23 protein-coding genes are annotated in these 21,286 nt (G+C 71.0%); 18 read left to right on the top strand and 5 right to left on the bottom strand.

What is annotated here, in order from left to right; translation table 11 throughout:
• Window positions 1-92: 92 nt before the first annotated feature.
• The 5 genes from pucL to ACZ7DL_RS09310 form a co-directional block, all read right to left on the bottom strand.
• The gene (gene pucL / locus ACZ7DL_RS09330; RefSeq protein ID WP_470772735.1) at window positions 93-1,040 is read right to left on the bottom strand and encodes a factor-independent urate hydroxylase; all 948 of its coding nucleotides are present in this window, start codon (window positions 1,038-1,040) and stop codon (window positions 93-95) included.
• Between the two features lie 4 nt (window positions 1,041-1,044).
• Window positions 1,045-1,467, bottom strand: coding sequence for a hydroxyisourate hydrolase (gene uraH / locus ACZ7DL_RS09325; protein WP_470772734.1), 423 nt, complete (start codon window positions 1,465-1,467; stop codon window positions 1,045-1,047).
• Window positions 1,468-1,471: 4 nt separating this feature from the next.
• Window positions 1,472-1,984, bottom strand: coding sequence for a 2-oxo-4-hydroxy-4-carboxy-5-ureidoimidazoline decarboxylase (gene uraD / locus ACZ7DL_RS09320; protein WP_470772732.1), 513 nt, complete (start codon window positions 1,982-1,984; stop codon window positions 1,472-1,474).
• A 126-nt stretch (window positions 1,985-2,110) separates the two neighbouring features.
• Entirely contained in the window at window positions 2,111-2,479 is a 369-nt protein-coding gene (locus tag ACZ7DL_RS09315) for a helix-turn-helix domain-containing protein (RefSeq protein ID WP_470772730.1), read from the bottom strand.
• The gene (locus tag ACZ7DL_RS09310; protein WP_470772728.1) at window positions 2,476-2,724 is read right to left on the bottom strand and encodes a YkoF family thiamine-binding protein; all 249 of its coding nucleotides are present in this window, start codon (window positions 2,722-2,724) and stop codon (window positions 2,476-2,478) included. The genes ACZ7DL_RS09315 and ACZ7DL_RS09310 overlap by 4 nt, the downstream gene beginning before the upstream one ends.
• A 233-nt stretch (window positions 2,725-2,957) precedes the next feature.
• On the opposite strand from ACZ7DL_RS09310, the gene ACZ7DL_RS09305 reads away from it, so the two are divergent.
• From ACZ7DL_RS09305 to ACZ7DL_RS09220, 18 genes are all read left to right on the top strand, one after another.
• The gene (locus ACZ7DL_RS09305; protein WP_470772726.1) at window positions 2,958-3,968 is read left to right on the top strand and encodes a lytic transglycosylase domain-containing protein; all 1,011 of its coding nucleotides are present in this window, start codon (window positions 2,958-2,960) and stop codon (window positions 3,966-3,968) included.
• 113 nt (window positions 3,969-4,081) lie between these two features.
• Window positions 4,082-5,053 carry an RNA polymerase sigma factor gene (locus ACZ7DL_RS09300; RefSeq protein ID WP_470772725.1) on the top strand — a complete coding sequence of 324 codons (972 nt, stop codon included), beginning with the start codon at window positions 4,082-4,084 and terminating at the stop codon, window positions 5,051-5,053.
• A 144-nt stretch (window positions 5,054-5,197) separates the two neighbouring features.
• A complete protein-coding gene (locus ACZ7DL_RS09295; protein WP_470772724.1) occupies window positions 5,198-6,127 on the top strand; it encodes an ABC transporter ATP-binding protein in 930 nt (309 codons plus the stop codon).
• Window positions 6,124-6,894, top strand: coding sequence for an MlaE family ABC transporter permease (locus ACZ7DL_RS09290; protein WP_470772722.1), 771 nt, complete (start codon window positions 6,124-6,126; stop codon window positions 6,892-6,894). The genes ACZ7DL_RS09295 and ACZ7DL_RS09290 overlap by 4 nt, the downstream gene beginning before the upstream one ends.
• Window positions 6,895-6,897: 3 nt before the next feature.
• Window positions 6,898-7,713: an MlaE family ABC transporter permease gene (locus ACZ7DL_RS09285; RefSeq protein ID WP_470772720.1), complete on the top strand. Its 816-nt coding sequence runs from the start codon at window positions 6,898-6,900 to the stop codon at window positions 7,711-7,713.
• Between the two features lie 5 nt (window positions 7,714-7,718).
• Window positions 7,719-8,975: an MCE family protein gene (locus ACZ7DL_RS09280; RefSeq protein ID WP_470772719.1), complete on the top strand. Its 1,257-nt coding sequence runs from the start codon at window positions 7,719-7,721 to the stop codon at window positions 8,973-8,975.
• Window positions 8,972-10,012 (top strand): MCE family protein, encoded by a 1,041-nt coding sequence (locus ACZ7DL_RS09275; protein ID WP_470772717.1) that lies wholly within the window; start codon window positions 8,972-8,974, stop codon window positions 10,010-10,012. The genes ACZ7DL_RS09280 and ACZ7DL_RS09275 overlap by 4 nt, the downstream gene beginning before the upstream one ends.
• Entirely contained in the window at window positions 10,009-11,166 is a 1,158-nt protein-coding gene (locus ACZ7DL_RS09270; RefSeq protein WP_470772715.1) for an MCE family protein, read from the top strand. Before ACZ7DL_RS09275 ends, ACZ7DL_RS09270 begins: the two co-directional genes overlap by 4 nt.
• Window positions 11,163-12,272, top strand: a complete 1,110-nt coding sequence (locus tag ACZ7DL_RS09265) for an MCE family protein (RefSeq protein ID WP_470772713.1) — start codon at window positions 11,163-11,165, stop codon at window positions 12,270-12,272. Before ACZ7DL_RS09270 ends, ACZ7DL_RS09265 begins: the two co-directional genes overlap by 4 nt.
• The gene (locus tag ACZ7DL_RS09260) at window positions 12,269-13,552 is read left to right on the top strand and encodes an MCE family protein (RefSeq protein ID WP_470772712.1); all 1,284 of its coding nucleotides are present in this window, start codon (window positions 12,269-12,271) and stop codon (window positions 13,550-13,552) included. Before ACZ7DL_RS09265 ends, ACZ7DL_RS09260 begins: the two co-directional genes overlap by 4 nt.
• Complete coding sequence (locus tag ACZ7DL_RS09255; RefSeq protein WP_470772711.1) at window positions 13,549-14,823, top strand: MCE family protein; 1,275 nt, start codon at window positions 13,549-13,551, stop codon at window positions 14,821-14,823. The genes ACZ7DL_RS09260 and ACZ7DL_RS09255 overlap by 4 nt, the downstream gene beginning before the upstream one ends.
• Window positions 14,796-15,308: a hypothetical protein gene (locus tag ACZ7DL_RS09250; RefSeq protein WP_470772709.1), complete on the top strand. Its 513-nt coding sequence runs from the start codon at window positions 14,796-14,798 to the stop codon at window positions 15,306-15,308. Before ACZ7DL_RS09255 ends, ACZ7DL_RS09250 begins: the two co-directional genes overlap by 28 nt.
• Before the next feature lie 64 nt (window positions 15,309-15,372).
• Complete coding sequence (locus ACZ7DL_RS09245; RefSeq protein ID WP_470772708.1) at window positions 15,373-16,131, top strand: hypothetical protein; 759 nt, start codon at window positions 15,373-15,375, stop codon at window positions 16,129-16,131.
• Between the two features lie 149 nt (window positions 16,132-16,280).
• Complete coding sequence (locus tag ACZ7DL_RS09240; RefSeq protein ID WP_470772706.1) at window positions 16,281-17,111, top strand: TIM barrel protein; 831 nt, start codon at window positions 16,281-16,283, stop codon at window positions 17,109-17,111.
• A 49-nt stretch (window positions 17,112-17,160) separates the two neighbouring features.
• Window positions 17,161-18,054: a 2-hydroxy-3-oxopropionate reductase gene (locus tag ACZ7DL_RS09235; RefSeq protein WP_470772704.1), complete on the top strand. Its 894-nt coding sequence runs from the start codon at window positions 17,161-17,163 to the stop codon at window positions 18,052-18,054.
• 213 nt (window positions 18,055-18,267) lie between these two features.
• A complete protein-coding gene (locus ACZ7DL_RS09230; protein ID WP_470772702.1) occupies window positions 18,268-19,731 on the top strand; it encodes a catalase in 1,464 nt (487 codons plus the stop codon).
• Between the two features lie 410 nt (window positions 19,732-20,141).
• Window positions 20,142-20,375 (top strand): hypothetical protein, encoded by a 234-nt coding sequence (locus ACZ7DL_RS09225; RefSeq protein ID WP_470772700.1) that lies wholly within the window; start codon window positions 20,142-20,144, stop codon window positions 20,373-20,375.
• A 159-nt stretch (window positions 20,376-20,534) separates the two neighbouring features.
• The gene (locus ACZ7DL_RS09220; protein ID WP_470772698.1) at window positions 20,535-21,275 is read left to right on the top strand and encodes a TIGR04222 domain-containing membrane protein; all 741 of its coding nucleotides are present in this window, start codon (window positions 20,535-20,537) and stop codon (window positions 21,273-21,275) included.
• The last annotated feature ends 11 nt before the right edge of the window (window positions 21,276-21,286 follow it).

Raw genomic sequence — 21,286 nt, 5'->3', positions numbered from 1 at the left:
TGTCGGGCCCCTTCGCAGGCTGTGCCATTTCGTTCCCTCCGGTGTCGCGGGCCTCCGGCCCGGATGGCCGGGCCGGGGGCGCGCGTCCCGCGTCAGAGGTTGGTCATGTCGACCGGGATACGGGCCTCACAGCCGTCCCGCAGGACGGTGGCCTCGATGAGGCCGTAGGGGCGGTCGGCGGCGAAGTAGACCTCGTTGTCGTTCTTGAGACCGAACGGCTCCAGGTCCACCAGGAAGTGGTGCTTGTTCGGCAGCGAGAAGCGGACCTCGTCGATCTCGCTGCGGTTGTTGATGATGCGCGCACCCATCTGGTACAGCGTCTGCTGGAGCGACAGGGAGTACGTCTCGGCGAAGGCCTGGAGCATGTGCTTCCTGGTCTGCTCGTAGGACTTCTCCCAGTTGGGCATCTTCTGCTCGTCGTCGGTCCAGTTGAACCGCCAGCGGGCGGAGACCTGGGTGGCCAGGATGCGGTCGTACGCCTCCTGGAGGGTGGTGTACTTGTCCTTGACGTAGCCCCAGAACTCGGAGTTGGTCGAGTTCATGACGACCAGGTCCTTCAGGCCGGAGACGATCTCCCACTGCTCGCCGTCGTAGGTGATCTGGGTGAGGCGGGTTTCCTGGCCCTTGCGGACGAAGGAGTGCTTGACCTCGTCCGCGCCGATGAACTTGGAGTTGGCGTCGGAGGTCTCGATCCGCTCCCAGGCGTACTCCTCGATGCGGATCCGCGCCCGGTGGATCGGCTCCTGGCTGGTGACGAAGTGCCGGGCGAGGTGGATGCCGAACTGCTCGGCGGACTCGATGCCGTGCTCCTTGGCGAACGCGAACACCGTGTTCTTGGTGGTGTCGGTCGGCAGGACGTTGGCGTTGGAGCCGGAGTAGTGGACCTCCTCCATGTCGCCGCTCAGCGCGACCGATACGTTGAGGTCCTTGATGTGGTGGGTGGCGCCGTCCCGCGTGATCTTGACGACTCGGTTCTCGGCCTTGCCGTACTGGTTCTGTCCCAGGATGACCGGGCGGGCAGGGCGGGAATTGACGGTCATGTAGCTAGCTCCCTCGGTAAACGGAGTAGCCGAACGGGTTGAGCAGCAGCGGTACGTGGTAATGCTCCCCGGGCTTCACGGCGAAGGTGATCGCCACCTCGGGGAAGAACACGGCACCGCTGTCCCGATTCGCGGGGGCGTCCTGCTGCGCATCGGCTTGCTTCTTCGCAGTTTTTCCTTCGAAGTACGGCTCGACGGCGAAGTCCAACCGTACGTGGGTGGTCCCCTCCGGCAGCGCCGGCAGGTCCTTGCACCGGCCGTCGGGGTCGGTCGCGGAGCCGCCGAGCGCCTGCCAGTCCCCTCCCTGCCCGTAATGGGCGGATCTGCCGCCGCGGGCGGAGAGGTGGACGGCGACGCCCTCGGCGGGGCGGCCGATCGAGGTGTCCAGGATGTGCGTGGACACGGAGGCGGTGGTGCTGGTGCTCATGGTGTCAGGCGTCCTCTTCGACGAGTCGGGCCAGTCGGATGCGGTTGATCTTGCCCAGCTCGGTGCGGACGATCTCCCGCTCCTGCTCCGGCGAGTTCCCGATCCGCTCCTTGACCGCGTCCCGCATCTGCTCGCCGGTCCGGCCGGTGGCGCAGATGAGAAAGACATGGCCGAACTTCTCCTGGTAGGCCAGGTTGAGTTCGAGCATCTCCGCCTTGAGTGCGTCGGAGGCGCCGGCCATGCCGCGCTGCTCGCGGGCGGAGGTCGGGTCGCCGGGCTTGGGGCGCCCGATCGGCGGGTGCCCGGCCATCGCCTCCTGAAGGTCCGCGGTGGTCAGCTCGGCCATGGCGGCGTCGCTGGCGGTGTAGAGGTCCTCCACGGTGGCGTACGGGCGGGCGGCGAGCAGCCGCCGGGCCCACTCGGTGGAGGCGCACGCCTCGTGGAGGGCGGCGAGGGCCGCGCGCTCCCCGAGATCGTTGAACCGGGCCAGGCCCGGGGGCGTGGAAGTCGACGTCACGGGAGCCTCCGTGGCCGGATTCGGCCTTCGTGCTGAACGGGCTGCGAACAGCTAACGCCCTCCGAAACACGACGTCAACACTTTGTTGAAAATTCGGTGGTCCCCCGACGGATCCCGCGGCCGCGTTCAGGCCCCCTTCTCCCGGTTGAGGTAGTTGTAGACCGTGAAGCGGCTGACGCCCAGCGCGCTCGCCACGGTCTCCACGCCGTGCCGCACGGCGAAGGCGCCGCGCGCCTCCAGTATCCGTACGACCTCCTGTTTCGCCTTGCGGTCCAGGTCGGCCAGCGGTCGGCCCTCCCGGCGCTCCATGGCGGCGAGAATGTGGTCGAGGGAGTCGGCCAGCTGGGGCAGGCGTACGGCGACGACGTCGACGCCCTGCCAGGCGAGGACGACGTCCTCGGGACCGGCCTCGTCCGGCGGGAGCAGCTCCCCGCCCATGGCGTCGACCAGCGGTTTCACCGCCGTGATGAAGGTTTCGTCCCCGTTGCCGGTCACTCGCCCCCTCCGATCACGTTGACCTGCAGCGAGATCCGGGTGGCCCCGGCTTCCAGGGTCTTGCGCAGCAGCGCGTCCACGGCGGTCAGCACCGCGTCGGCGCCGCCCTCCGCCGTGTTGCCGAACGGGCCGACGTCCACCGCGTCCAGCTCCGCCGCCTCGATCACCTCGCGGGCCGCCAGCGCGTGCGCGGGTGCCTCGTCCAGGTCGAAGGGCTCGGTCGTGAACTCCACTTTCAGTCGCACTGTGCCCCCATGGCATCTGCTCCGACCCGCGCGTTCCGCCAGGTCCGCGGCGGCGGCGTCCGACCGCCCAGACCGCTTGGGGAGACCTTAACGGACGCCCGGACCCACCCGGCCTCGCGCGAATCCCGGCTTCCCGCGGTCTTCCTGCGACGGACGGACCGCCCGCCCGCGTAGAGCAGAGGACGGAGACCGCACAGGGAAGGGACCGCGAGGTGCGCACATTCGGGAGAGGCGTGTTCAGAGGCGCCCGGGGGACGGCGATCGCGGCGACGGCGATGGCCGTGCTGACCGCGTCCCAGGCGCCGGGGGCGGTATCGGCGCAGGCCTCGGAGTCCGCTCGGAAGGCGGCACCCGCTGAACACGGCCCCAGCGTGTCCGGCGACACCCCCTTCCGCACCGACCTGCCCCCGCTGCGGACCCGTGAGGAGGCCTCGGCACAGGGAGTGAAGGGGGGTGCACTGCCCGCGAGCGTGTTCGACGCGTACCGGCGGGCCGAGACGGAGCTGGCACACACCGCGCCCGGCTGCCGGCTGCGCTGGCAGCTGCTGGCCGCGATCGGGCAGGTGGAGTCGGGGCAGGCGCGGGGCGGCCGGGTGACCTCGGACGGTACGACGGTGACGCCGATCCTCGGTCCCCGGCTGACGGGGGGCGCCTTCGCCGTCGTACCGGACACCGACGGCGGCGCCTACGACCGGGACACGGAGTACGACCGCGCGGTCGGCCCCATGCAGTTCATCCCGTCGACCTGGGCCCACTGGGGCGCGGACGGCAACGGCGACGGGCGGGCGGACCCGGACAACGTGTACGACGCGGCGCTGGCCGCCGGCCGCTACCTGTGCGCGGGCGGCCGGGACCTGTGGGACCCCGCCGACCTGGACCGGGCGATCCTCGGCTACAACCACTCGGAGGCCTATCTGCGCACGGTCAAGGCCTGGTACGCGTACTACCTCACCGGGCACCGCGTGGTGCCCGACGCGTCCGGCGAGTCCCGGGACCGGCCGAAGCCGTCCCGTACCAGGCCCCCGAAGCCCACGCCCGAGCCGTCGCCCGACCGGAGCCCGGTCCCGAGGCCCACGCCGCCGGAACCGCCCGCCTCGCCCTCGCCCTCGCCCGCCCCGTCCCGTCCGGCCGACGTCCCGAAGGAGTCGAAGACGCCGGTGGCGCCCCTCCCCGAGCCGGCCCTCACGCTGCCCGGCGGCGGGGTGCTGCCCGACACGGGGCCGCTGACGACGGGCAACGGCTAGAACACGATGAGCGTCTCCCCCTCCACAACCGCGGATACCCGGCGGTAATGTCGCCACCCGCCGGGAGCACAGGACCGGCGGGTGAGTGCGAAGGGGCCCTCATGGCGACGGACATGCCTGCGGACACAGAGGCCGCCGACGAACGTTGGCAGCGCATGTGGAGCCACCGCGAGCAGTTGCTCAAGGTGGCCCGGCGCCGCTCGATGAGCCCGGAGGACGCCGAGGACGCCGTGCACGAGGCGATGCTCAGGGCCGCGGAGCGCCCCGACCTCGACGACGAGCGGCTCGGCGCCTGGCTGACGACGGTGACGATGCGGCTGTGCGTCGACCGGCACCGGCAGGTCAACCGCGAGGCCGAGGTCGGCAGCCGCCCCATGCTCGTCGCGCCGGGCCCGGTGCCCGTCGAGGAGGCGGTGTGCGACCGGGCCGAGGCGAAGTGGCTCGCCGTGCGCAGCGGGGAGCTGCCCGCCCGGCAGGCGGAGGCACTGCGGCTGAAGTCCGAGGACCTGGACGTCGGCCAGGTCGCCGTGCGGATGGGTCTGAGCTACCGGACCGTCGAGTCGCTGCTGGCCCGGGCCCGGCGGACGCTGCGAGCCTCGCTGGCCGGGACGCTGGGACTCGTCCTGTTCCTGATCGGGCGCGGGCGGCCGCGCGGGGACGGCAAGGTGCAGGCCGTGGCGGTCACCTCGACGGCGGCGACGCTGGCGGTGGCGGGCTTCATGCTGCCGTACGCGCTCGACGCGCACGGTGGCGGGGCCGCTCCCACTCCGCGGCGGCCGGCGGTGTCCAGCGGAGCGCAGGTGCTGCGGACGGACACCACCGGGCAGGTCCGCGCACCGGAGACACGCAGGCCGTCGGTGGCTGCTCCGAGTCGGGCGGCGACTCGGCCGTCCGCCGTTGAACCCGTCGTACCCCTCTCTGTGCCGCCCCTGCCGGAGGTCTCCTCGGCTGCCCTTCCCACTCTGCCGGTGGAGCCGTCGGTGCCGTCCGTACCGTCGGTGCCGCCGCTCCCCTCGGCACCGGCCCGCCCGTCCGTTTCGCTTCCCGTGCCCACCCCGAGCCTGCCGTCCGTGAAGCTGCCCTAGCACCCCGAGCAGCACCCGCCGCAAGCCGCCGTAGCAGGTCGTGAACCCGACCGGAAAAAAATTTCACGGTCGCCGCGACGGACGCCCCGCCCCTCCCCGTAGAGCAGATGTCGGAGCTGCTCCACGGGCGAAGGGTGGAACCGGATGGGTGTCGAGATCTGTGTGGAAGGGCTGACCAAGTCCTTCGGCCACCAGGTCATCTGGCAGGACGTCTCGCTGGCGCTGCCGGCCGGGGAGGTCTCGGTGATGCTCGGCCCCTCGGGGACGGGCAAGTCGGTGTTCCTCAAGACGCTCGTCGGGCTGCTGAAGCCGGAGCGCGGCTCGGTGAAGGTCGCGGGCCGGGACATCACGAAGCTCCGTGAGCACGACCTGTACGAGGTGCGGAAGCTGTTCGGGGTGCTGTTCCAGGACGGCGCGCTGTTCGGCTCGATGAACCTGTACGACAACATCGCCTTCCCGCTGCGCGAACACACCCGCAAGTCCGAGAGCGAGATCCGGCGGATCGTGCTGGAGAAGATGGACATGGTCGGGCTGATCGGCGCCGAGGGAAAGCTGCCCGGCGAGATCTCCGGCGGTATGCGCAAGCGGGCCGGGCTGGCCCGCGCCCTGGTCCTCGACCCGGAGATCATCCTCTTCGACGAGCCGGACTCGGGCCTGGACCCGGTGCGCGTCGCCTATCTCAACCAGCTCATCGTCGATCTCAACGCACAGATCGACGCCACCTTCCTGATCGTCACCCACGACATCGCCTCGGCCCGCCAGGTGCCCGACAACATCGGGCTGCTGTTCCGGCGCGAGCTGGTGATGTTCGGGCCCCGCGAAGAACTGCTGACCAGTGACGAGCCCGTCGTACGGCAGTTCCTGAACGGCCGGATGCAAGGGCCGATCGGCATGGCGGAGGAGAAGGACGCGGCGCAGGTCGAGCAGGAGCTGGCCGGGATCGACGACGGCGGCACGGGCGACGCGCCGCCACCCCGCCTGCTGCCCAGCCCCGGCATCACCCGCCCGCCCCGCTGGGAGGCGATCGCGAGACGTGAGGCCCAGCTGCACGGGACGGGGGTGAGCAGCGCATGAGGCTCTCCCCGACGAGTGCGCTGCGGCACTCGGGCGACCTGTTCGCGATGGCACTGGACGTCGTCCGGACCCTGCCCCGACGGCCCTTCCAGGCAAGGGAGTTCATCCAGCAGGCGTGGTTCGTGGCGAGCGTCACGATCCTTCCGACGGCGCTGGTGTCGATCCCCTTCGGGGCCGTCATCGCGCTCCAGATCGGCAGCCTGACACGGCAGTTGGGTGCGCAGTCCTTCTCCGGTGCCGCGTCCGTGCTCGCCGTCCTGCGCGAGGCCTCGCCGATCGTCACGGCGCTGCTGATCGCGGGCGCGGGCGGTACCGCGCTCTGCGCGGACCTCGGGGCGCGCAAGATCCGGGACGAGATCGACGCGATGCAGGTGCTCGGCATCGACCCGATCCACCGGCTCGTCGTACCCCGCGTGCTGGCCTCGATGGTCGTGGCCGTGCTGCTCAACGGCCTGGTCTCGGTGGTCGGTGTCGCAGGCGGCTATTTCTTCAACGTCATCCTCCAGAACGGCACGCCGGGCGCCTACCTGGCCTCCTTCACGACGCTCGCCCAGCTGTCCGACCTGTGGGCGGCCGAGATCAAGGCGCTGGTGTTCGGGGCGATCGCGGCGATCGTCGCCTCGTACAAGGGGCTCACCGCCAAGGGTGGTCCGAAGGGCGTGGGCGATGCCGTCAACCAGTCCGTGGTGATCACCTTCATGTTGCTGTTCGTGACCAACTTCGTGATGACCGCGGTGTACTTCCAGGTCGTCCCGCAGAGGGGTTAGCCGATGAGACCTCTCGACCGCCCCTTGCGCTCGCTCGAAGAGCTGGGCATCCAACTGTCCTTCTACGGCCGTTCGTTGGCGTGGACGGGCCGTACCCTGCGCCGCTACAAGAAGGAGGTCCTGCGGCTGCTCGCCGAGGTGAGCTTCGGGCGTGGCGCGCTCGCCGTCGTGGGCGGAACGGTCGGCGTGATCGCCTTCCTTTCCTTCTTCACCGGCACCGAGGTCGGCCTCCAGGGCTACGCGGCCCTCAACCAGCTCGGCACCTCCAACTTCGTGGCGTTCCTGTCGGCGTACTTCAACACCCGGGAGATCGCCCCGCTGGTGGCCGGACTCGCCCTGTCCGCGACGGTCGGCGCCGGCTTCACCGCGCAGCTCGGCGCGATGCGGATCAGCGAGGAGACCGACGCGCTGGAGGTGATGGGCGTCCCCTCGCTGCCGTTCCTGGTGACGACGAGGATGATCGCCGGCTTCGTCGCCGTGATCCCGCTGTACGTGATCGGGCTGCTGTCGTCCTATCTGGCCGCCCGCACCATCACCACGGGGTACTACGGGCAGTCCACGGGCACCTACGACCACTACTTCCAGCAGTACCTGCCACCGGTGGACGTGCTCTGGTCCTTCGGCAAGGTGATCGTCTTCGCCGTGCTGATCATCCTGGTGCACTGCTACCACGGCTACTACGCGAGCGGCGGCCCGGCGGGCGTCGGCGTCGCGGTGGGTCGGGCGGTGCGGACGTCGATCGTCGCCATCAACGTCCTGGACTTCTTCCTGAGCCTCGCGATCTGGGGCGCCAACACGACCGTCCGGATCGCGGGGTGAGGCGGGTGAGAGTGCTGAGACTCAGGTTGTACGGCATCGCGTTCATCGCCGTGCTCGCACTGCTGCTGTCGCTCGCGGTCGCCGTCTACCAGCAGGCGTTCACGTCCGTCGTACGGGTCACCCTGCAGGCCGACGCCCTCGGCAACCAGCTCGATCCGCGCGCCGACGTCAAGCTGCGCGGGCTGCTGGTCGGCGAGGTGCGCGAGGTGCACGCCGACGGCACCAAGGCCACGCTCGACATCGCGCTCAAGCCCCAGTACGTCACGGACATCCCCGCCGACGTGCACGCCCGTCTGCTGCCCAAGACGCTGTTCGGCGAGAAGTACGTCGACCTGGTGGCGCCCGCCCGCTCTGCGCACTCGTCGGCTCGGTCCATCCGCGCCGGAGACGTCATCACCCAGGACCGTACGAAGGTCGGGATCGAGGTGCAGCAGCTGATGAACGACCTGCTGCCGCTGCTGCGGACCGTCCGGCCGGGTGAACTCAACGCCACGCTGTCGGCGTTCGCCACCGCACTGGAGGGCCGCGGCGACCGGATCGGCGACAACCTGACCCGGGTCGAGGGCTACTTGCGCCACCTCAACCCCCACCTGCCGTCGATCAAGGAGGACATCTCGCGGTTCGCCGACGTCGCCGAGGTCTACGGCGACGCCGCGCCCGACCTGATGCGGATCCTGCGCAACACGGTCACCACCAGCCGCACGATCGTGGAGAAGCGGGACCAGCTGGCCGCAGGGCTCCGCTCGACCGCTGCCATGGCGGGCACCGCGAACGACTTCCTGTCCGAGAACGGCGACCGGCTGATCACCCTGGGCCGTGTCTCGCGCCCCACGCTGGAGCTGTTCGCCCGCTACTCCCCCGAGTATCCCTGCCTTTTGAAGGGCCTGGTCCGGCAGGAGGAGGCGTCGGAGGACGCGTTCCGGGGCGGGGAAATGCGGATCACCCTTGAAGTCGTCCGGCCGCAGGGGGCGTACCGGCCCGGTGAGGAGCCGGTCTACGGCGAGCGGTCCGGTCCCGACTGCCGAGGCCTGCCGCATCCGCAGGTGCCCGGCCCGAAACCCCGTCTCGACGACGGCACGTCCGCCCGGAGTTCCGGCGGCGCGCGCCCCGGAGGTGTCAACGTGTCCGCCACCGAGGCCGAGCAGCGGGCCGTCGGCTCACTCGTGGCCCCCGTCATGGGTGTCCCCGCGGACGAGGTGCCGCCCGTCGCGACCTTGCTGTTCGGGCCGCTCGCGCGCGGAACGGCGGTGAGTGTCGCATGAGCAGGGCAGGAGCCCGGCAGACCGCCGCCCCACTGATCAAGTTCAGTCTCTTCGCGCTGGTGACGATCGCGGCGACGGCCCTGCTGGCCGCCACCATCGCCAACGTCTCGTTCACCCCGAAGGACAGCTACCACGCGGTCTTCAGCGACGTCACAGGACTGGAGACGGGCGACGACATCCGGGTGGCCGGCGTACGGGTCGGGGAGGTCGAGGACATCCGGATCACGGACCGGACCCTGGCCGAGGTCACGTTCACCGTCACCGCGGACCGGCCGCTGCTCGCGGGCACCCACGCGGTCGTCCGCTACCGCAACCTGGTCGGGCAGCGGTACATCGCGCTGACCGAGGGCACCGGCGACGGCACCACCCGGCTGCGGCCGGGCGGCACGATCCCGCTGTCCAGGACCCAGCCTGCGCTGGACCTCAACGCGCTGCTGAACGGCTTCAAGCCGCTGTTCGCCGCGCTCAGCCCGAGCGACGTCAACCAACTCGCCACCGAGATCATCAGGACCCTCCAGGGCGAGGGCGGAACGGTGAACAGCCTGCTCGCGCACACCGCCTCGCTCACCACCACCCTCGCCGACCGCGACCAGCTGATCGGCTCGGTGATCGACAACCTCAACACCGTGCTGGAGACGCTCGACAAGCGCGGCTCCCGCTTCTCCGGGCTGCTCAAGCAGCTGCGCCGGGTGATCTCGGGGCTGTCCGCCGACCGCAAGCCCATCGGGAAGTCACTGGTGAGCATCGGTGACCTCACGGAGGTCACATCGGGGCTGCTGAAGGACGCGCGTCCGCCGCTGAAGGACGACATCGCCGGTCTGGGCCGGCTCACCGGAACGCTGAACGACAACGAGAAGACCGTGGAGGGCGTCCTGCAACGGCTGCCGAACAAGCTCGACAAGTTGACCGGGACGGCGTCCTACGGCTCGTGGTTCAACTTCTACCTCTGCGACTTCGACGGCCGGATCGTGCTGCCGAGGACCAAGCAGGTGATCACTCCGGAGCTGCACGTGGCACGGGCGAGGTGTGGCGGATGAGACTGCGTGTCCTACGGCAGCGTCGCCCCGAGCCGTTGGTGAAGGTACGGGTGCTGCCACCGCGGCTGCCGAAACTCCCCCGGCTGCCCCGGCGCAAGGCCCGCCCCGAACCCCTGGTGAAGGTGCGCGTCCTGCCGCCGAAGCTGCCCGGGATCCGGCTGAAGCGCCCGCGGCTGAAGCCCTTCCGCGAGCGCAACCCGGTCGTCGTCGGCGCCGTCGGCCTCACCGTCCTCGCGCTGCTCACGGTCGCCGCGTTCAACGCCGACAGCCTGCCGCTGATCGGCGGCGGCGACACGTACAGCGCGGCCTTCTCGGAGGCGGGCGGGCTCAAGCCGGGCGACGAGGTGCGGATCGCCGGGGTCAAGGTCGGCAAGGTCGAGGACGTCGACCTCGACGGCGACCACGTCAAGGTCACCTTCAAGGTGAAGGGCGACCCGGCGCTCGGCACCGACACCGGCGCGTCGATCCGGGTCAAGACGATCCTCGGAGCGAAGTACCTGGCCCTGCACCCGAAGGGGCACGGCCGGCTGAGGCCGGGCAGCGAGATCCCGATCGGGCGGACCGTGTCGGCGTACGACGTCGTCCAGGCCTTCAGCGACCTGACGACCACCACCGAGGAGGTCGACACGGACCGGCTCGCGAAGGCGCTGGACACGATCTCCGTCACCTTCCAGGACTCGCCCGCGGAGGTGCGCGCGTCGATCAAGGGACTGTCGAGGATCTCCAGGACGGTCGCCTCGCGGGACAAGGCGCTGCGCGGGCTCCTCGATCACGCGAACGGAGTCACCAAGGTGCTGGCCGGCCACACGAAGGACTTCTCCGCGCTGGTGAAGGACGGCGACGAGCTGTTCAAGGAGATCGGCAAGCGGCGCACGGCCATCCACAAGCTGCTCAAGAGCTCCGCGCTGCTGGGAATCGAGCTGTCCGGCCTGGTCGACGACAACAGCAAGGAGATCGGACCCGCCCTGAAGAACCTCAACGTCTTCGTGAAGATGCTGGAACGCAACCAGTCGAGCCTCGACCGCAGCGTCCGGCTGCTCGCGCCGTACGTCCGGCTCTTCACCAACACCCTGGGCAACGGCCGCTGGTTCGACTCCTACGTCCAGAACATGGTCGCCGCCCCGGTCACGCCACGGGCGGGAGGCACCCGATGACCCGCAGACTCCTGGCCCTGTTCACCGCGCTCGCCGTCGTCGTGGCGCTCGCCGTGGCCCTGTGGCCGCACCCCGACCCCGTCCGGGTCACGGCGTACTTCCCGCGCACCGTCGGCATCTACCCCGGCTCCGACGTCCGCGTCCTCGGTGTCCGCATCGGCGAGGTCAGGACGATCACGCCGGAGGGCGGCCGGGTACGGGTGGAGCTGGAGTACGACCAGGGCCGCAAGGTCCCCGCGGACGCGCAGGCCGCCATCGTCAACTCCTCGGTGGTCAGCGACCGTTACGTGCAGCTGCTGCCGGTGTACCGGAGGGGCCCGGTGCTGCGCGACGGTGACGTCATCCCCGAGTCCCGCACGGCCGTCCCCGTCGAGCTGGACCGGATCTTCGACAGCCTGCACACCACCGCCGAGGCGCTCGGCCCGGACGGCGCCGACAAGAAGGGCTCGCTGTCCCGGCTGCTCGGGGTGAGCGCGGACAACCTCCAGGGACAGGGCGAGAACCTCAACCAGACGGTCGAGGACCTCTCGCAGGCGGTCACCACGCTGTCCGACGGGCGCGGCGACCTGTTCGGCACCGTGCGGAACCTCCAGGTGTTCACGGCCGCACTGGCGGCGGACGACACGAGCGTGCGGGCGTTCAACACCGATCTCGCCGACGTGGCCGAGCAGCTCGCCGGGGAGCGCAAGGATCTCGCGGCCGCGCTGAAGTACCTGGCCGCCGCGCTCGGTGACGTGGCCGGCTTCGTGAAGGGCAACAAGAAGGCGCTGACCTCGGACGTGCGGGGCCTGTCCAAGGTCACCAAGGTCCTCGTCACCCAACGGGCCGCACTGGAGGAGCTGTTGACCGTCGCCCCCACGGGCCTGTCGAACCTGCAGAACGCCTACAACCCCGCCGCCGGCACCCTCGACACCCGCAACAACGCGCAGACCTCGCAGGACCCGGCGGCCCTGCTCTGCTCGATCCTGAAGACGACCGGGGACGACCACGACAACTGCGCCGGGCTGAAGAAACTCCTCGACTCCCTGCCCGAGGTGCCGTCGGCCCCGGCGGCGACGGGCACGGTCGACAGGACCCTCGGCGGAATCCTGGGGGCGCGGGCATGAGCGCGCTGCGCAAGGGACAGGTGGCCGCCTGGACGGCGGTCGGCTCGCTGCTGCTGACCGGCTGCGAGTTCAACGGCTGGTACGACATCCCGCTTCCCGGCGCCGCCGCCTCGGACGGCCACGCCTACCACGTCACCGTCGAGTTCAGGGACGTACTGGATCTGGTCCCGCAGTCGGCGGTGAAGGTCAACAACGTCACGGTGGGCACGGTCGAGAAGGTGGAGCTGAACGGCTGGCACGCGCGCGTGCGGATGCGGATCGCCGACTCGGTGAAGCTGCCGGGCAACGCGGTCGCCGACCTCAGGCAGACCAGCATGCTCGGCGAGAAGTACGTGGCCCTGTCCGCGCCGGCCGGCACTCGGCCCGTCGGACGGCTCCGCGACGGCGACCGCATCCCGCTCTCCCGCAGCGGCCGCAACCCCGAGGTCGAGGAGGTCCTGTCGGCCCTGTCCGCGCTCCTCAACGGCGGCGGGGTGGCCCAGCTGAAGACGATCACCGTCGAGCTGGACAAGGCGCTCAGCGGCCGCGAGAACCGGGTGAGGTCCCTGCTGAAGCAGCTCGACACGTTCCTCGGCGGCCTCGACGACCAGCGGGCGGAGATCGTGCGTGCGCTCAAGGGCGTCGACCGGCTGGCCGGGCGGCTGAAGAAGGAGAAGAAGACGATCGCCCGGGCCGTCGACACCATGCCGCCCGCGCTGAAGGCCCTCGCCGACCAGCGCAAGGACCTGACGAGGATGCTCACCGCCCTGTCCAAGCTGGGCAAGACGGGCACCAGGGTGGTGAACGCCTCCCGGGACGACACCGTCGCCAACCTCAAGAAACTCCGGCCCATCCTGGAGGAACTGAACAAGGCGGGCGACGACCTGCCCAACTCGCTCGAGATCCTGACGACCTACCCGTTCCCGCGCAACGCCACGGACGCGATCAAGGGCGACTACGTCAACCTGAGGATCACCGCCGACCTCGACCTGACGGACGTCTACGGCAACGTCAGCGACAAGCCGGGCAAGGGCAAGCCCTCCCCGACGCCCGGGACCCCGGATCTTCCCGGCGTCCCCACGCCCACCCCACTCCCGTCCCTGCCGTCCGCCCCGGGCACCCCGTCCCTGCCGGACACCCCGTCCGCACCCGCCGTGCCCTCGACGCCCTCCGACGGCGGCACCCTCCTGTGCCCGCCGGTGTGCACCGCGGCCTACGGCACCGGGGACGGCTCGCGTCGCCTTCCGCCAGGGGTCGACCTCGGCCTCGCCGAGCTGATGCTGAAGGGGATACTGCCGTGATCACACGTACGGTCAAGGCCCAGCTGCTCGCCTTCGCGACCGTCACCGCCCTCGGGGTGTCGTACGTCGGCGCGCGGTACACCGGCCTGGTGGACGACCTCCTCGCCCGCGGCTACACCGTGCGCGCCGACTTCGCCGAGTCCGGGGGCGTCTTCCCCGGCGCCGAGGTCACCTACCGGGGTGTGCCGGTGGGCCGCGTGGGCGATCTGAAGCTGACCGGATCCGGGGTGTCCGTGGCCCTGGACATCGAGGACGGCGCCCCGAAGATCCCGGCCGACACCCTCGCGGTGATCGCCAACCGTTCGGCGGTGGGCGAGCAGTATGTCGACCTCCAGCCGCGGACGTCGGGCGGGCCGTACCTCATCGACGGCAGTCCGATCCCGCGCAGCCGCACCCGGACCCCGCTGCCGGTCACCGACCTGGTCCTCAGCCTCGACCGGCTGGTCACATCGGTGGGCAGGGACGATCTGCGCGTCACCGTCGACGAGCTGGGCAAGGCGTTCTCCGGCACCGGGCCGCATCTGAGCCGCCTGGTGGACTCCGGCAACGCGCTGGTGGAGTCGGCGTCCGAGGCGCTCCCGCAGACGGTCTCGCTGATCGAGGACTCACGGAAGGTGCTCAAGACGCAGGCCGACCAGGGCTCGGCCATCGAGTCGTTCTCGCGCGATCTCGCCATGCTCAGCGCGCAGCTGAAGTCGAGCGACGGGGATCTGCGCCGGCTGATCGGCAACACGGTGCCCGCCGCGCAGGAGGTCGGCTCCCTGCTGAGGTCCACGCGACCGCACGTGCCGGTCCTGCTGGCCAACCTCATCAGCGGCGGCCAGGTCACCGTGGCCCGGCTGCCCGGCGTCGAGCAGGCCCTGGTCACCCTCCCGCTCAACGTGGCGGGCAGCTACACGGTCATCCCCGGCGACGGCACCACCCACTTCGGGCTGACCGTGAACGCCGACGACCCGCCCGCCTGCACCCAGGGCTACGGCACCCAGCGGCGCGACCCCGCCGACACCGGCAGGCGCCCGGCGAACACCGGCGCGCGCTGCACGGCACCGCGCGGCAGCAAGACCTCGGTGCGCGGCGCGCAGAACGCCCCCGGCGCGAGGGCCGGTTCGGCCGGCGCCGACCAGGCCGCGTTCGTGGCCCCGTACGACCCGGAGACCGGCACCGCGACCGGCCCGGACGGAACGCTCGTCGAGATCGGCTCGACGGGCGGCGAACAGACCGTGTTCGGAAAGGAGTCGTGGCAATGGCTGCTCGTGGGACCGATGGCATGACAGGGGCGCGCAGGAGGCTGCTGTCGGTGGGGCTGGTCACCGCGACCGCGCTGACGACCGTGCTGTCCGTGTGGCTGAGCCTGAGGCTGGCCGACGGGCGAGAGGTGGAGCAGCGCCGTCAGGACGTCCTGGCGGCGGCCCGCCAGTCGGCACTGAACTTCACCTCGCTCGACTACCGGCACTACGGCCGGGACAGCGGCAACGTGCTGAAGGGCGCCACCGGCGACTTCAAGAAGCAGTTCGCCGCGCAGACCGCGCAATTGACGAAGCTCGTCGCCCGGAACAAGTCGGTGTCCGAGGGGCAGGTGCTGGAAGCGGGCATCGTGCGGTCCGACGAGCGCTCGGCCCGGGTCCTGGTCGTGGCCGACAGCTTGGTGACCAACACCGCCGCACCCGAGGGCCAGGCGCGCACCTACCGGCTCCAGCTCGATCTCGTGCGGGTGGACAGCCGCTGGCTGACCTCCGACGTCACGTTCGTGGGCTGACCCGGCGGCCTGCCCTCATCAGCGCTGCCCCACCAGTGCTGCCCCACCAGTAAGGAGAGACACCGTGGCGAACCCGACCTCCCGCACCCGCGGCACCGGCTCCCCGGCCCGCCGCACGATGACCGCGGCCGCACGCGCGGCGGCCAAGCGCGCCGGGCGGCTGGAGGGCCCTGAGCGCGGTGCCCGCCGGGAAGGAGAGACCTCGTCCGGGCGCACCCTGCTCATCGAGCCCCCGGCGAAGGGCTGGGAGGACCCGCCGGAGCCCGCGCCGGTCGAGTCGGGCGGGGAAGGGCCCGAGGAGAGCACGCCGCCGCGCCGGGCGGGACGGAGGCTGCTCACCGCCGCACTGTGCGCCGTCGTGGTGGCCGGCCTGATCGTGGCCGCCGTACTCGGGTGGCGGTACCGGGAGGGGCAGCGGGCGGAGCAGGCCCGGGGCGAGGCCCTCGCGGCCGCGCGGAGGGCGGCGCCGGTCGTGCTGTCGTACGACTACCGGCACCTGGACCGTGACTTCGCCCGGGGCCGCGCCCTGCTGACCGGGCACTTCCGCGAGCAGTACGGCAGGACCACGAAGACGGTGGTCGCGCCGACGGCGAAGAAGTACCACGGCGTGGTGACGGCGACCGTGGCCACCCCCGCCGACGGCGGCGCGCCGGCGGTCTCGGTCGTGTCGGCCGGAGCGGACAAGGCCGTCGTCCTGCTCTTCGTCAACCAGGTCACCGAGAGCACCCAGGTCTCGGGACCCCGCCTGGACCTGAACCGGGTGCGGATGACCCTTGCGCGCACCTCCGACGGCTGGAAGGTGAGCGGCATCGACGCCCTCTGACCCGTCCTCCACGAGTGCCCTCGCGCAGTACGCGCGGGGGCACTTTTTCGTGGGCTCTCTTGACAGTCCTCCCCCCTCACAGGCAATCTTCCATTAAGCAGAAACGAACTTCCGCAATATGGAATTACAGGGAAGGGAGCGCCGCCCCCGTGGGATTTGCAGACCAGCGCTTCAACGTCAACCTGTCGATCCTCTTCACGGAACTCCCGCTTCTGGAGCGTCCCGCGGCCGCCGCCGCGGCGGGCTTCTCCGCGGTCGAGCTGTGGTGGCCCTGGATCGACTCGCCCACCCCCGCCCAGTCCGAGCTGGACGCCCTCAGGAAGGCCATTGAGGACGCCGGAGTCCAGCTCACGGGCCTGAACTTCTACGCCGGACAGCTGCCCGGCCCGGACCGCGGCGCCCTCTCGATCCCCGGTGAGGAGTCGGCGAGATTCCGCGCCAACATCGACGTCGCCGCGGACTTCGCGGCCTCCCTCGGCTGCACGGCCCTCAACGCGCTCTACGGCAACCGCGTCGAGGGCGTGGACCCGGCCGAGCAGGACGCGCTCGCCCTGGAGAACCTGGCCCTCGCGGCCCGGGCGGCCGACCGGATCGGCGCCGTCCTGCTGATCGAGGCCCTCAACCGGCCCGAGTCGCCGCTGTACCCGCTGGTGTCGGCGCCGGCGGCGGTCGGAGTGGTCGACGAGGTCAACGCGGCGACGGGGCTGGGGAACGCCAAGTTCCTCATGGACCTGTACCACCTGTCCATGAACGGCGAGGACCTGCCCTCGGTCATCGAGCGGTACGCGGCGAAGACCGGCCACGTCCAGATCGCCGACAACCCCGGCCGCGGCGCCCCCGGCACGGGTTCGCTCCCGCTGGAGGAGCTGCTCGACCAGCTGCGGAAGGCCGGTTACGACGGCTGGGTCGGCCTCGAGTACAAGCCGGGCGACCGCCCGAGCGCCGAGGCCTTCGACTGGCTCCCGCGCGAAGCGCGCTGAACGCGCCGCACCCCTTGACTTTGCACAGCAGTTTCAGAGAGGCACCCTCATGAGCAACGCACTTCCCAAGATCGCCTGGATCGGCCTCGGCATCATGGGCTCCCCCATGTCCGAGAACCTGATCAAGGCGGGTTACCAGGTCACCGGCTTCACCCTGGAGCAGGAGAAGCTGGACCGGCTGGCCGCCGCCGGCGGTGCGGCCGCCTCCTCGATCGCCGAGGCCGTACGGAACGCCGACGTCGTGATCACGATGGTGCCCGCCTCTCCGCAGGTCGAGGCCATCGCCTACGGCCCGGACGGCGTCCTGGAGAACGCGAAGTCCGGCGCCCTGCTGATCGACATGTCCTCGATCACCCCGCAGACCTCCGTGGACCTCGCCAAGGCCGCCAAGGACAAGGGCATCCGGGTGCTGGACGCCCCGGTGTCCGGCGGTGAGGCCGGCGCCGTCGAGGCCGTACTGTCGATCATGGTCGGCGGCGAGCGGGCCGACTTCGAGCAGGCCAAGCCGATCTTCGAGGCCCTCGGCAAGACCATCGTGCTGTGCGGCCCGCACGGCTCCGGTCAGACCGTGAAGGCGGCCAACCAGCTGATCGTCGCCGTGAACATCCAGGCGTGCGCCGAGGCCGTGGTCTTCCTGGAGAAGTCGGGCGTGGACCTGGCGGCCGCGCTGGACGTCCTCAACGGCGGCCTGGCCGGTTCCACCGTGCTGACGCGGAAGAAGGACAACTTCCTGAACCGCGACTTCAAGCCCGGCTTCCGGATCGACCTGCACCACAAGGACATGGGCATCGTCACCGACGCCGCCCGCAACGTCGGCGCAGCCCTGCCGGTCGGTGCCGTGGTGGCCCAGCTGGTGGCGTCGCTGCGCGCCCAGGGTGACGGCGGCCTGGACCACTCGGCCCTGCTGCGGGCCGTGGAGCGCCTGTCCGGCGCCCAGGTCTGAACGCCCCCAGACTTCCGGGCCGCGGTGCCGCCGACACCTGTCCTGTCGCGCCCAGGCGGTGCCGCGGCCCGGAATCGACTTCAACAAACTGTTGACGCCCCGTTCGCCCCAACCTAGGCTCACGCCAGCGGAAGCTCCATAAAGCGGAAGTCTGTTTCCGAAGATTCCGAATGTTCCGCAGATTCCCGCTGCCCTCTCGCACGGAAGGTCCAGATGTCGAAGCGCGTGCTCACGACAGAGTCCGGCGCCCCGGTCGCCGACAACCAGAATTCCGCCTCCGCCGGCGTCGGCGGCCCGCTCCTGATCCAGGACCAGCACCTCCTGGAGAAGCTCGCGCGCTTCAACCGCGAGCGGATCCCGGAGCGTGTGGTGCACGCCCGTGGCTCCGGCGCCTACGGCCACTTCGAGGTGACCGACGACGTCACCGCCTACACCCACGCCGACTTCCTGAGCGAGATCGGCAAGCGCACCGAGGTGTTCCTGCGCTTCTCGACCGTCGCCGACTCCCTCGGCGGTGCCGACGCGGTCCGTGACCCGCGCGGCTTCGCGGTGAAGTTCTACACCGAGGAGGGCAATTACGACCTCGTCGGCAACAACACCCCGGTGTTCTTCATCAAGGACCCGATCAAGTTCCCCGACTTCATCCACTCGCAGAAGCGGGACCCGTTCACCGGCAAGCAGGAGCCGGACAACGTCTGGGACTTCTGGGCGCACGCCCCCGAGGCCACGCACCAGATCACCTGGCTCATGGGCGACCGCGGCATCCCGGCGTCGTACCGGCACATGAACGGGTACGGCTCGCACACCTACCAGTGGACGAACGCCGAGGGCGAGGGCTTCTTCGTCAAGTACCACTTCAAGACGAACCAGGGCATCCGCTGCCTGAGCAGCGAGCAGGCCGCGGAGCTCGCGGGCAAGGACCCCAACTCGCACCAGACCGACCTGCTCCAGGCGATCGAGCGGGGCGTGCACCCGTCCTGGACGCTGTACGTGCAGATCATGCCGGCGGCCGAGGCGGCGGACTACCGCTTCAACCCGTTCGACCTGACCAAGGTCTGGCCGCACAAGGACTACCCGCTCCAGCGCGTGGGCCGCCTGGTCCTCGACCGCAACCCGGACAACGTCTTCGCCGAGGTCGAGCAGGCCGCTTTCTCGCCGAACAACTTCGTGCCCGGCATCGGCCCGTCCCCGGACAAGATGCTCCAGGGCCGCCTGTTCGCCTACGCGGACGCCCACCGCTACCGCCTCGGCGTCAACCACACGCAGCTCCCCGTGAACGCCCCGAAGGCGGTCCCGGGCGGCGCCCAGAACTACGGCCGCGACGGCCTCATGGCGCTCAACGCGCAGGGCCGTAACGCCAAGAACTACGAGCCGAACTCCTACGACGGCCCGGCCGAGACCGGCCGCCCGCTCTCGGCCCCACTGGCGGTCGGCGGCCACACGGGCACCCACGAGGCCCCGCTGCACACCAAGGACGACGACTTCTTCCAGGCGGGCGAGCTGTACCGCCTGATGTCGCAGGAGGAGAAGTCCCGCCTGATCGCGAACATCGCCGGCGGCCTCTCGCAGGTCTCCCGCGACGACGTGATCGAGAAGAACCTGGCCCACTTCCACGCCGCCGACCCCGAGTACGGCAAGCGCGTGGAGGAGGCGGTCCGCGCCCTGCGCGAGGACTGAGCACCAGGGGATCCCCGAGCAGCGTACGGAGCCTGACGGGAGGTCAGGGTCTTCGTACGCGGCCCGCGCAGTACGCCGGAGCGGCCCGGATGAGGGGTGGCCGCCGGGCGGAGGGCGCGGGCAGGGCGAGGACCGCGGCGGTATGCGAGCCAGTGCGGTGGTGAAGGATCCGAACCACCTTCTCGACCAGAGGGAAGGGCGTCCGGCTCCGTCGCAGCCACCGCGGTCCCACCCAGCCCCCGGCCACGGGGGCCACCCGCCCCGTCCGGCGGCGCGAACGACCTGTCGCGCCCAGCCTCGCGCCGTCGGACGGCTACCAGGCGACAGCGAAGCGCTCCCTGCTCAGGGGGCGCTTCGTGCTGTTCCGGCTCCGGCGTGCGCACCGGCCGGTTCCGCAGCACGCTGAACCCATGGGCAATCCGACGCACCACCCGCACATCGTGGTCCATGCGCCCGCCCTGGACGGCTCCCGGCGGGTCACCGAGGGGGACGTGACCCTGGGGCTCGCGTCCCATCTGGACGACGTCGTGGAGATCCTCCGGCTGGCTGACCTCGACCGGATCGAAGTGGAGGAGAGCGACCTGATCGAATGGCAGGGCGGCGGCCCGGACGACTGGCCGGGACTGTCGGAACACGAGATCTAGCGGCGCCGCGTACGTCAGGGGTCGTAGCCGGGCTACGCAATCCTCAAATCAACCTCTGAACAGCGCCGACGACGCTTCAACCGCCGCTGTGCGCGGGCACATTGAGGGCACACGGGGTCCGCCGGCACGGGGGCGGCGGGCCCCGTACGGGGGTGCCTCATGGGCCGTACGACGTCGATTCCGCAGGACCCGTGCGCGGTCGCGCTGCTGCGCGGGGGCGACCGCGCCGCCGTGACCGTCGCCGTGGCCGGACTGCATCTGGCCGGCCTGGTGGAGGCGGGCCGGCCGGGCACGCTGCGCAGGACCGCGACGGGCGGCGCGGGGCCCTTCCGGCATCCGCTGGAGAAGGCGGTCCGTACCGGCCTCTACCGGCCCGCTGGGCCACGGGAGCTGCCGAGCCGCGCGGTGGTGCGGCGGGCGCTGGCCCGGATGCGCGCCGAACTCGCGGCGGCCGGACTCCTGCGCACGCTGCCGCCCGGCCGTACGAGGGCCGCCCGCCGTGAGCTCGCTGCACTGCGCGAGCGCCGGCCGCTCCCCGAGGGTCCCGACGGCCTGCCGGAGGAGGAGACGCTGCTCGCGGTCGCGCTGCACGGCGAGCGGGCCCTGACCGCCCTCCTGCCGCGGTTCGCCCGCGAAGCCGGGCTCACCGGCCGGGGCGCGCTCGCGGACGAGGGCCGCCTTCCGTTCGGCCGGGGAAACAGCCTGCGCGGCATCGTCGGTGACGAGGGCGAGGCCGGCTGGGACGGTGACCACGACCGCGAGGGCGGCGGTGGCGCGTACGGCGGACCCGACCACGGCGGACCCGACCACGGCGGACCCGACCACGGCGGCCATCACCACGGCGGCTCGTACGGCGGCCATGACTACGGCGGCGGGTGCGGAGGCGGCGGGTACGGCTGACGGACCGCGGG

The sequence above is a fragment of the Streptomyces sp. NPDC036984 genome, assembly GCF_055607665.1.
The sequence above is the reverse complement of the archived record's forward strand: the minus strand, read 5'-3'. Positions and strand labels throughout refer to the sequence as shown.

Bases quoted from the DNA above. Each gene is read 5' to 3' on its own strand.
- pucL (WP_470772735.1), bottom strand. From the start codon at position 1,040: ATGACCGTCAATTCCCGCCCTGCCCGCCCGGTCATCCTGGGACAGAAC.
- uraH (WP_470772734.1), bottom strand. From the start codon at position 1,467: ATGAGCACCAGCACCACCGCCTCCGTGTCCACGCACATCCTGGACACC.
- ACZ7DL_RS09300 (WP_470772725.1), top strand. From the start codon at position 4,082: ATGCCTGCGGACACAGAGGCCGCCGACGAACGTTGGCAGCGCATGTGG.
- ACZ7DL_RS09295 (WP_470772724.1), top strand. From the start codon at position 5,198: ATGGGTGTCGAGATCTGTGTGGAAGGGCTGACCAAGTCCTTCGGCCAC.
- ACZ7DL_RS09290 (WP_470772722.1), top strand. From the start codon at position 6,124: ATGAGGCTCTCCCCGACGAGTGCGCTGCGGCACTCGGGCGACCTGTTC.
- ACZ7DL_RS09285 (WP_470772720.1), top strand. From the start codon at position 6,898: ATGAGACCTCTCGACCGCCCCTTGCGCTCGCTCGAAGAGCTGGGCATC.
- ACZ7DL_RS09275 (WP_470772717.1), top strand. From the start codon at position 8,972: ATGAGCAGGGCAGGAGCCCGGCAGACCGCCGCCCCACTGATCAAGTTC.
- ACZ7DL_RS09270 (WP_470772715.1), top strand. From the start codon at position 10,009: ATGAGACTGCGTGTCCTACGGCAGCGTCGCCCCGAGCCGTTGGTGAAG.
- ACZ7DL_RS09265 (WP_470772713.1), top strand. From the start codon at position 11,163: ATGACCCGCAGACTCCTGGCCCTGTTCACCGCGCTCGCCGTCGTCGTG.
- ACZ7DL_RS09260 (WP_470772712.1), top strand. From the start codon at position 12,269: ATGAGCGCGCTGCGCAAGGGACAGGTGGCCGCCTGGACGGCGGTCGGC.
- ACZ7DL_RS09250 (WP_470772709.1), top strand. From the start codon at position 14,796: ATGGCTGCTCGTGGGACCGATGGCATGACAGGGGCGCGCAGGAGGCTG.
- ACZ7DL_RS09235 (WP_470772704.1), top strand. From the start codon at position 17,161: ATGAGCAACGCACTTCCCAAGATCGCCTGGATCGGCCTCGGCATCATG.
- ACZ7DL_RS09230 (WP_470772702.1), top strand. From the start codon at position 18,268: ATGTCGAAGCGCGTGCTCACGACAGAGTCCGGCGCCCCGGTCGCCGAC.
- ACZ7DL_RS09225 (WP_470772700.1), top strand. From the start codon at position 20,142: ATGGGCAATCCGACGCACCACCCGCACATCGTGGTCCATGCGCCCGCC.
- ACZ7DL_RS09220 (WP_470772698.1), top strand. From the start codon at position 20,535: ATGGGCCGTACGACGTCGATTCCGCAGGACCCGTGCGCGGTCGCGCTG.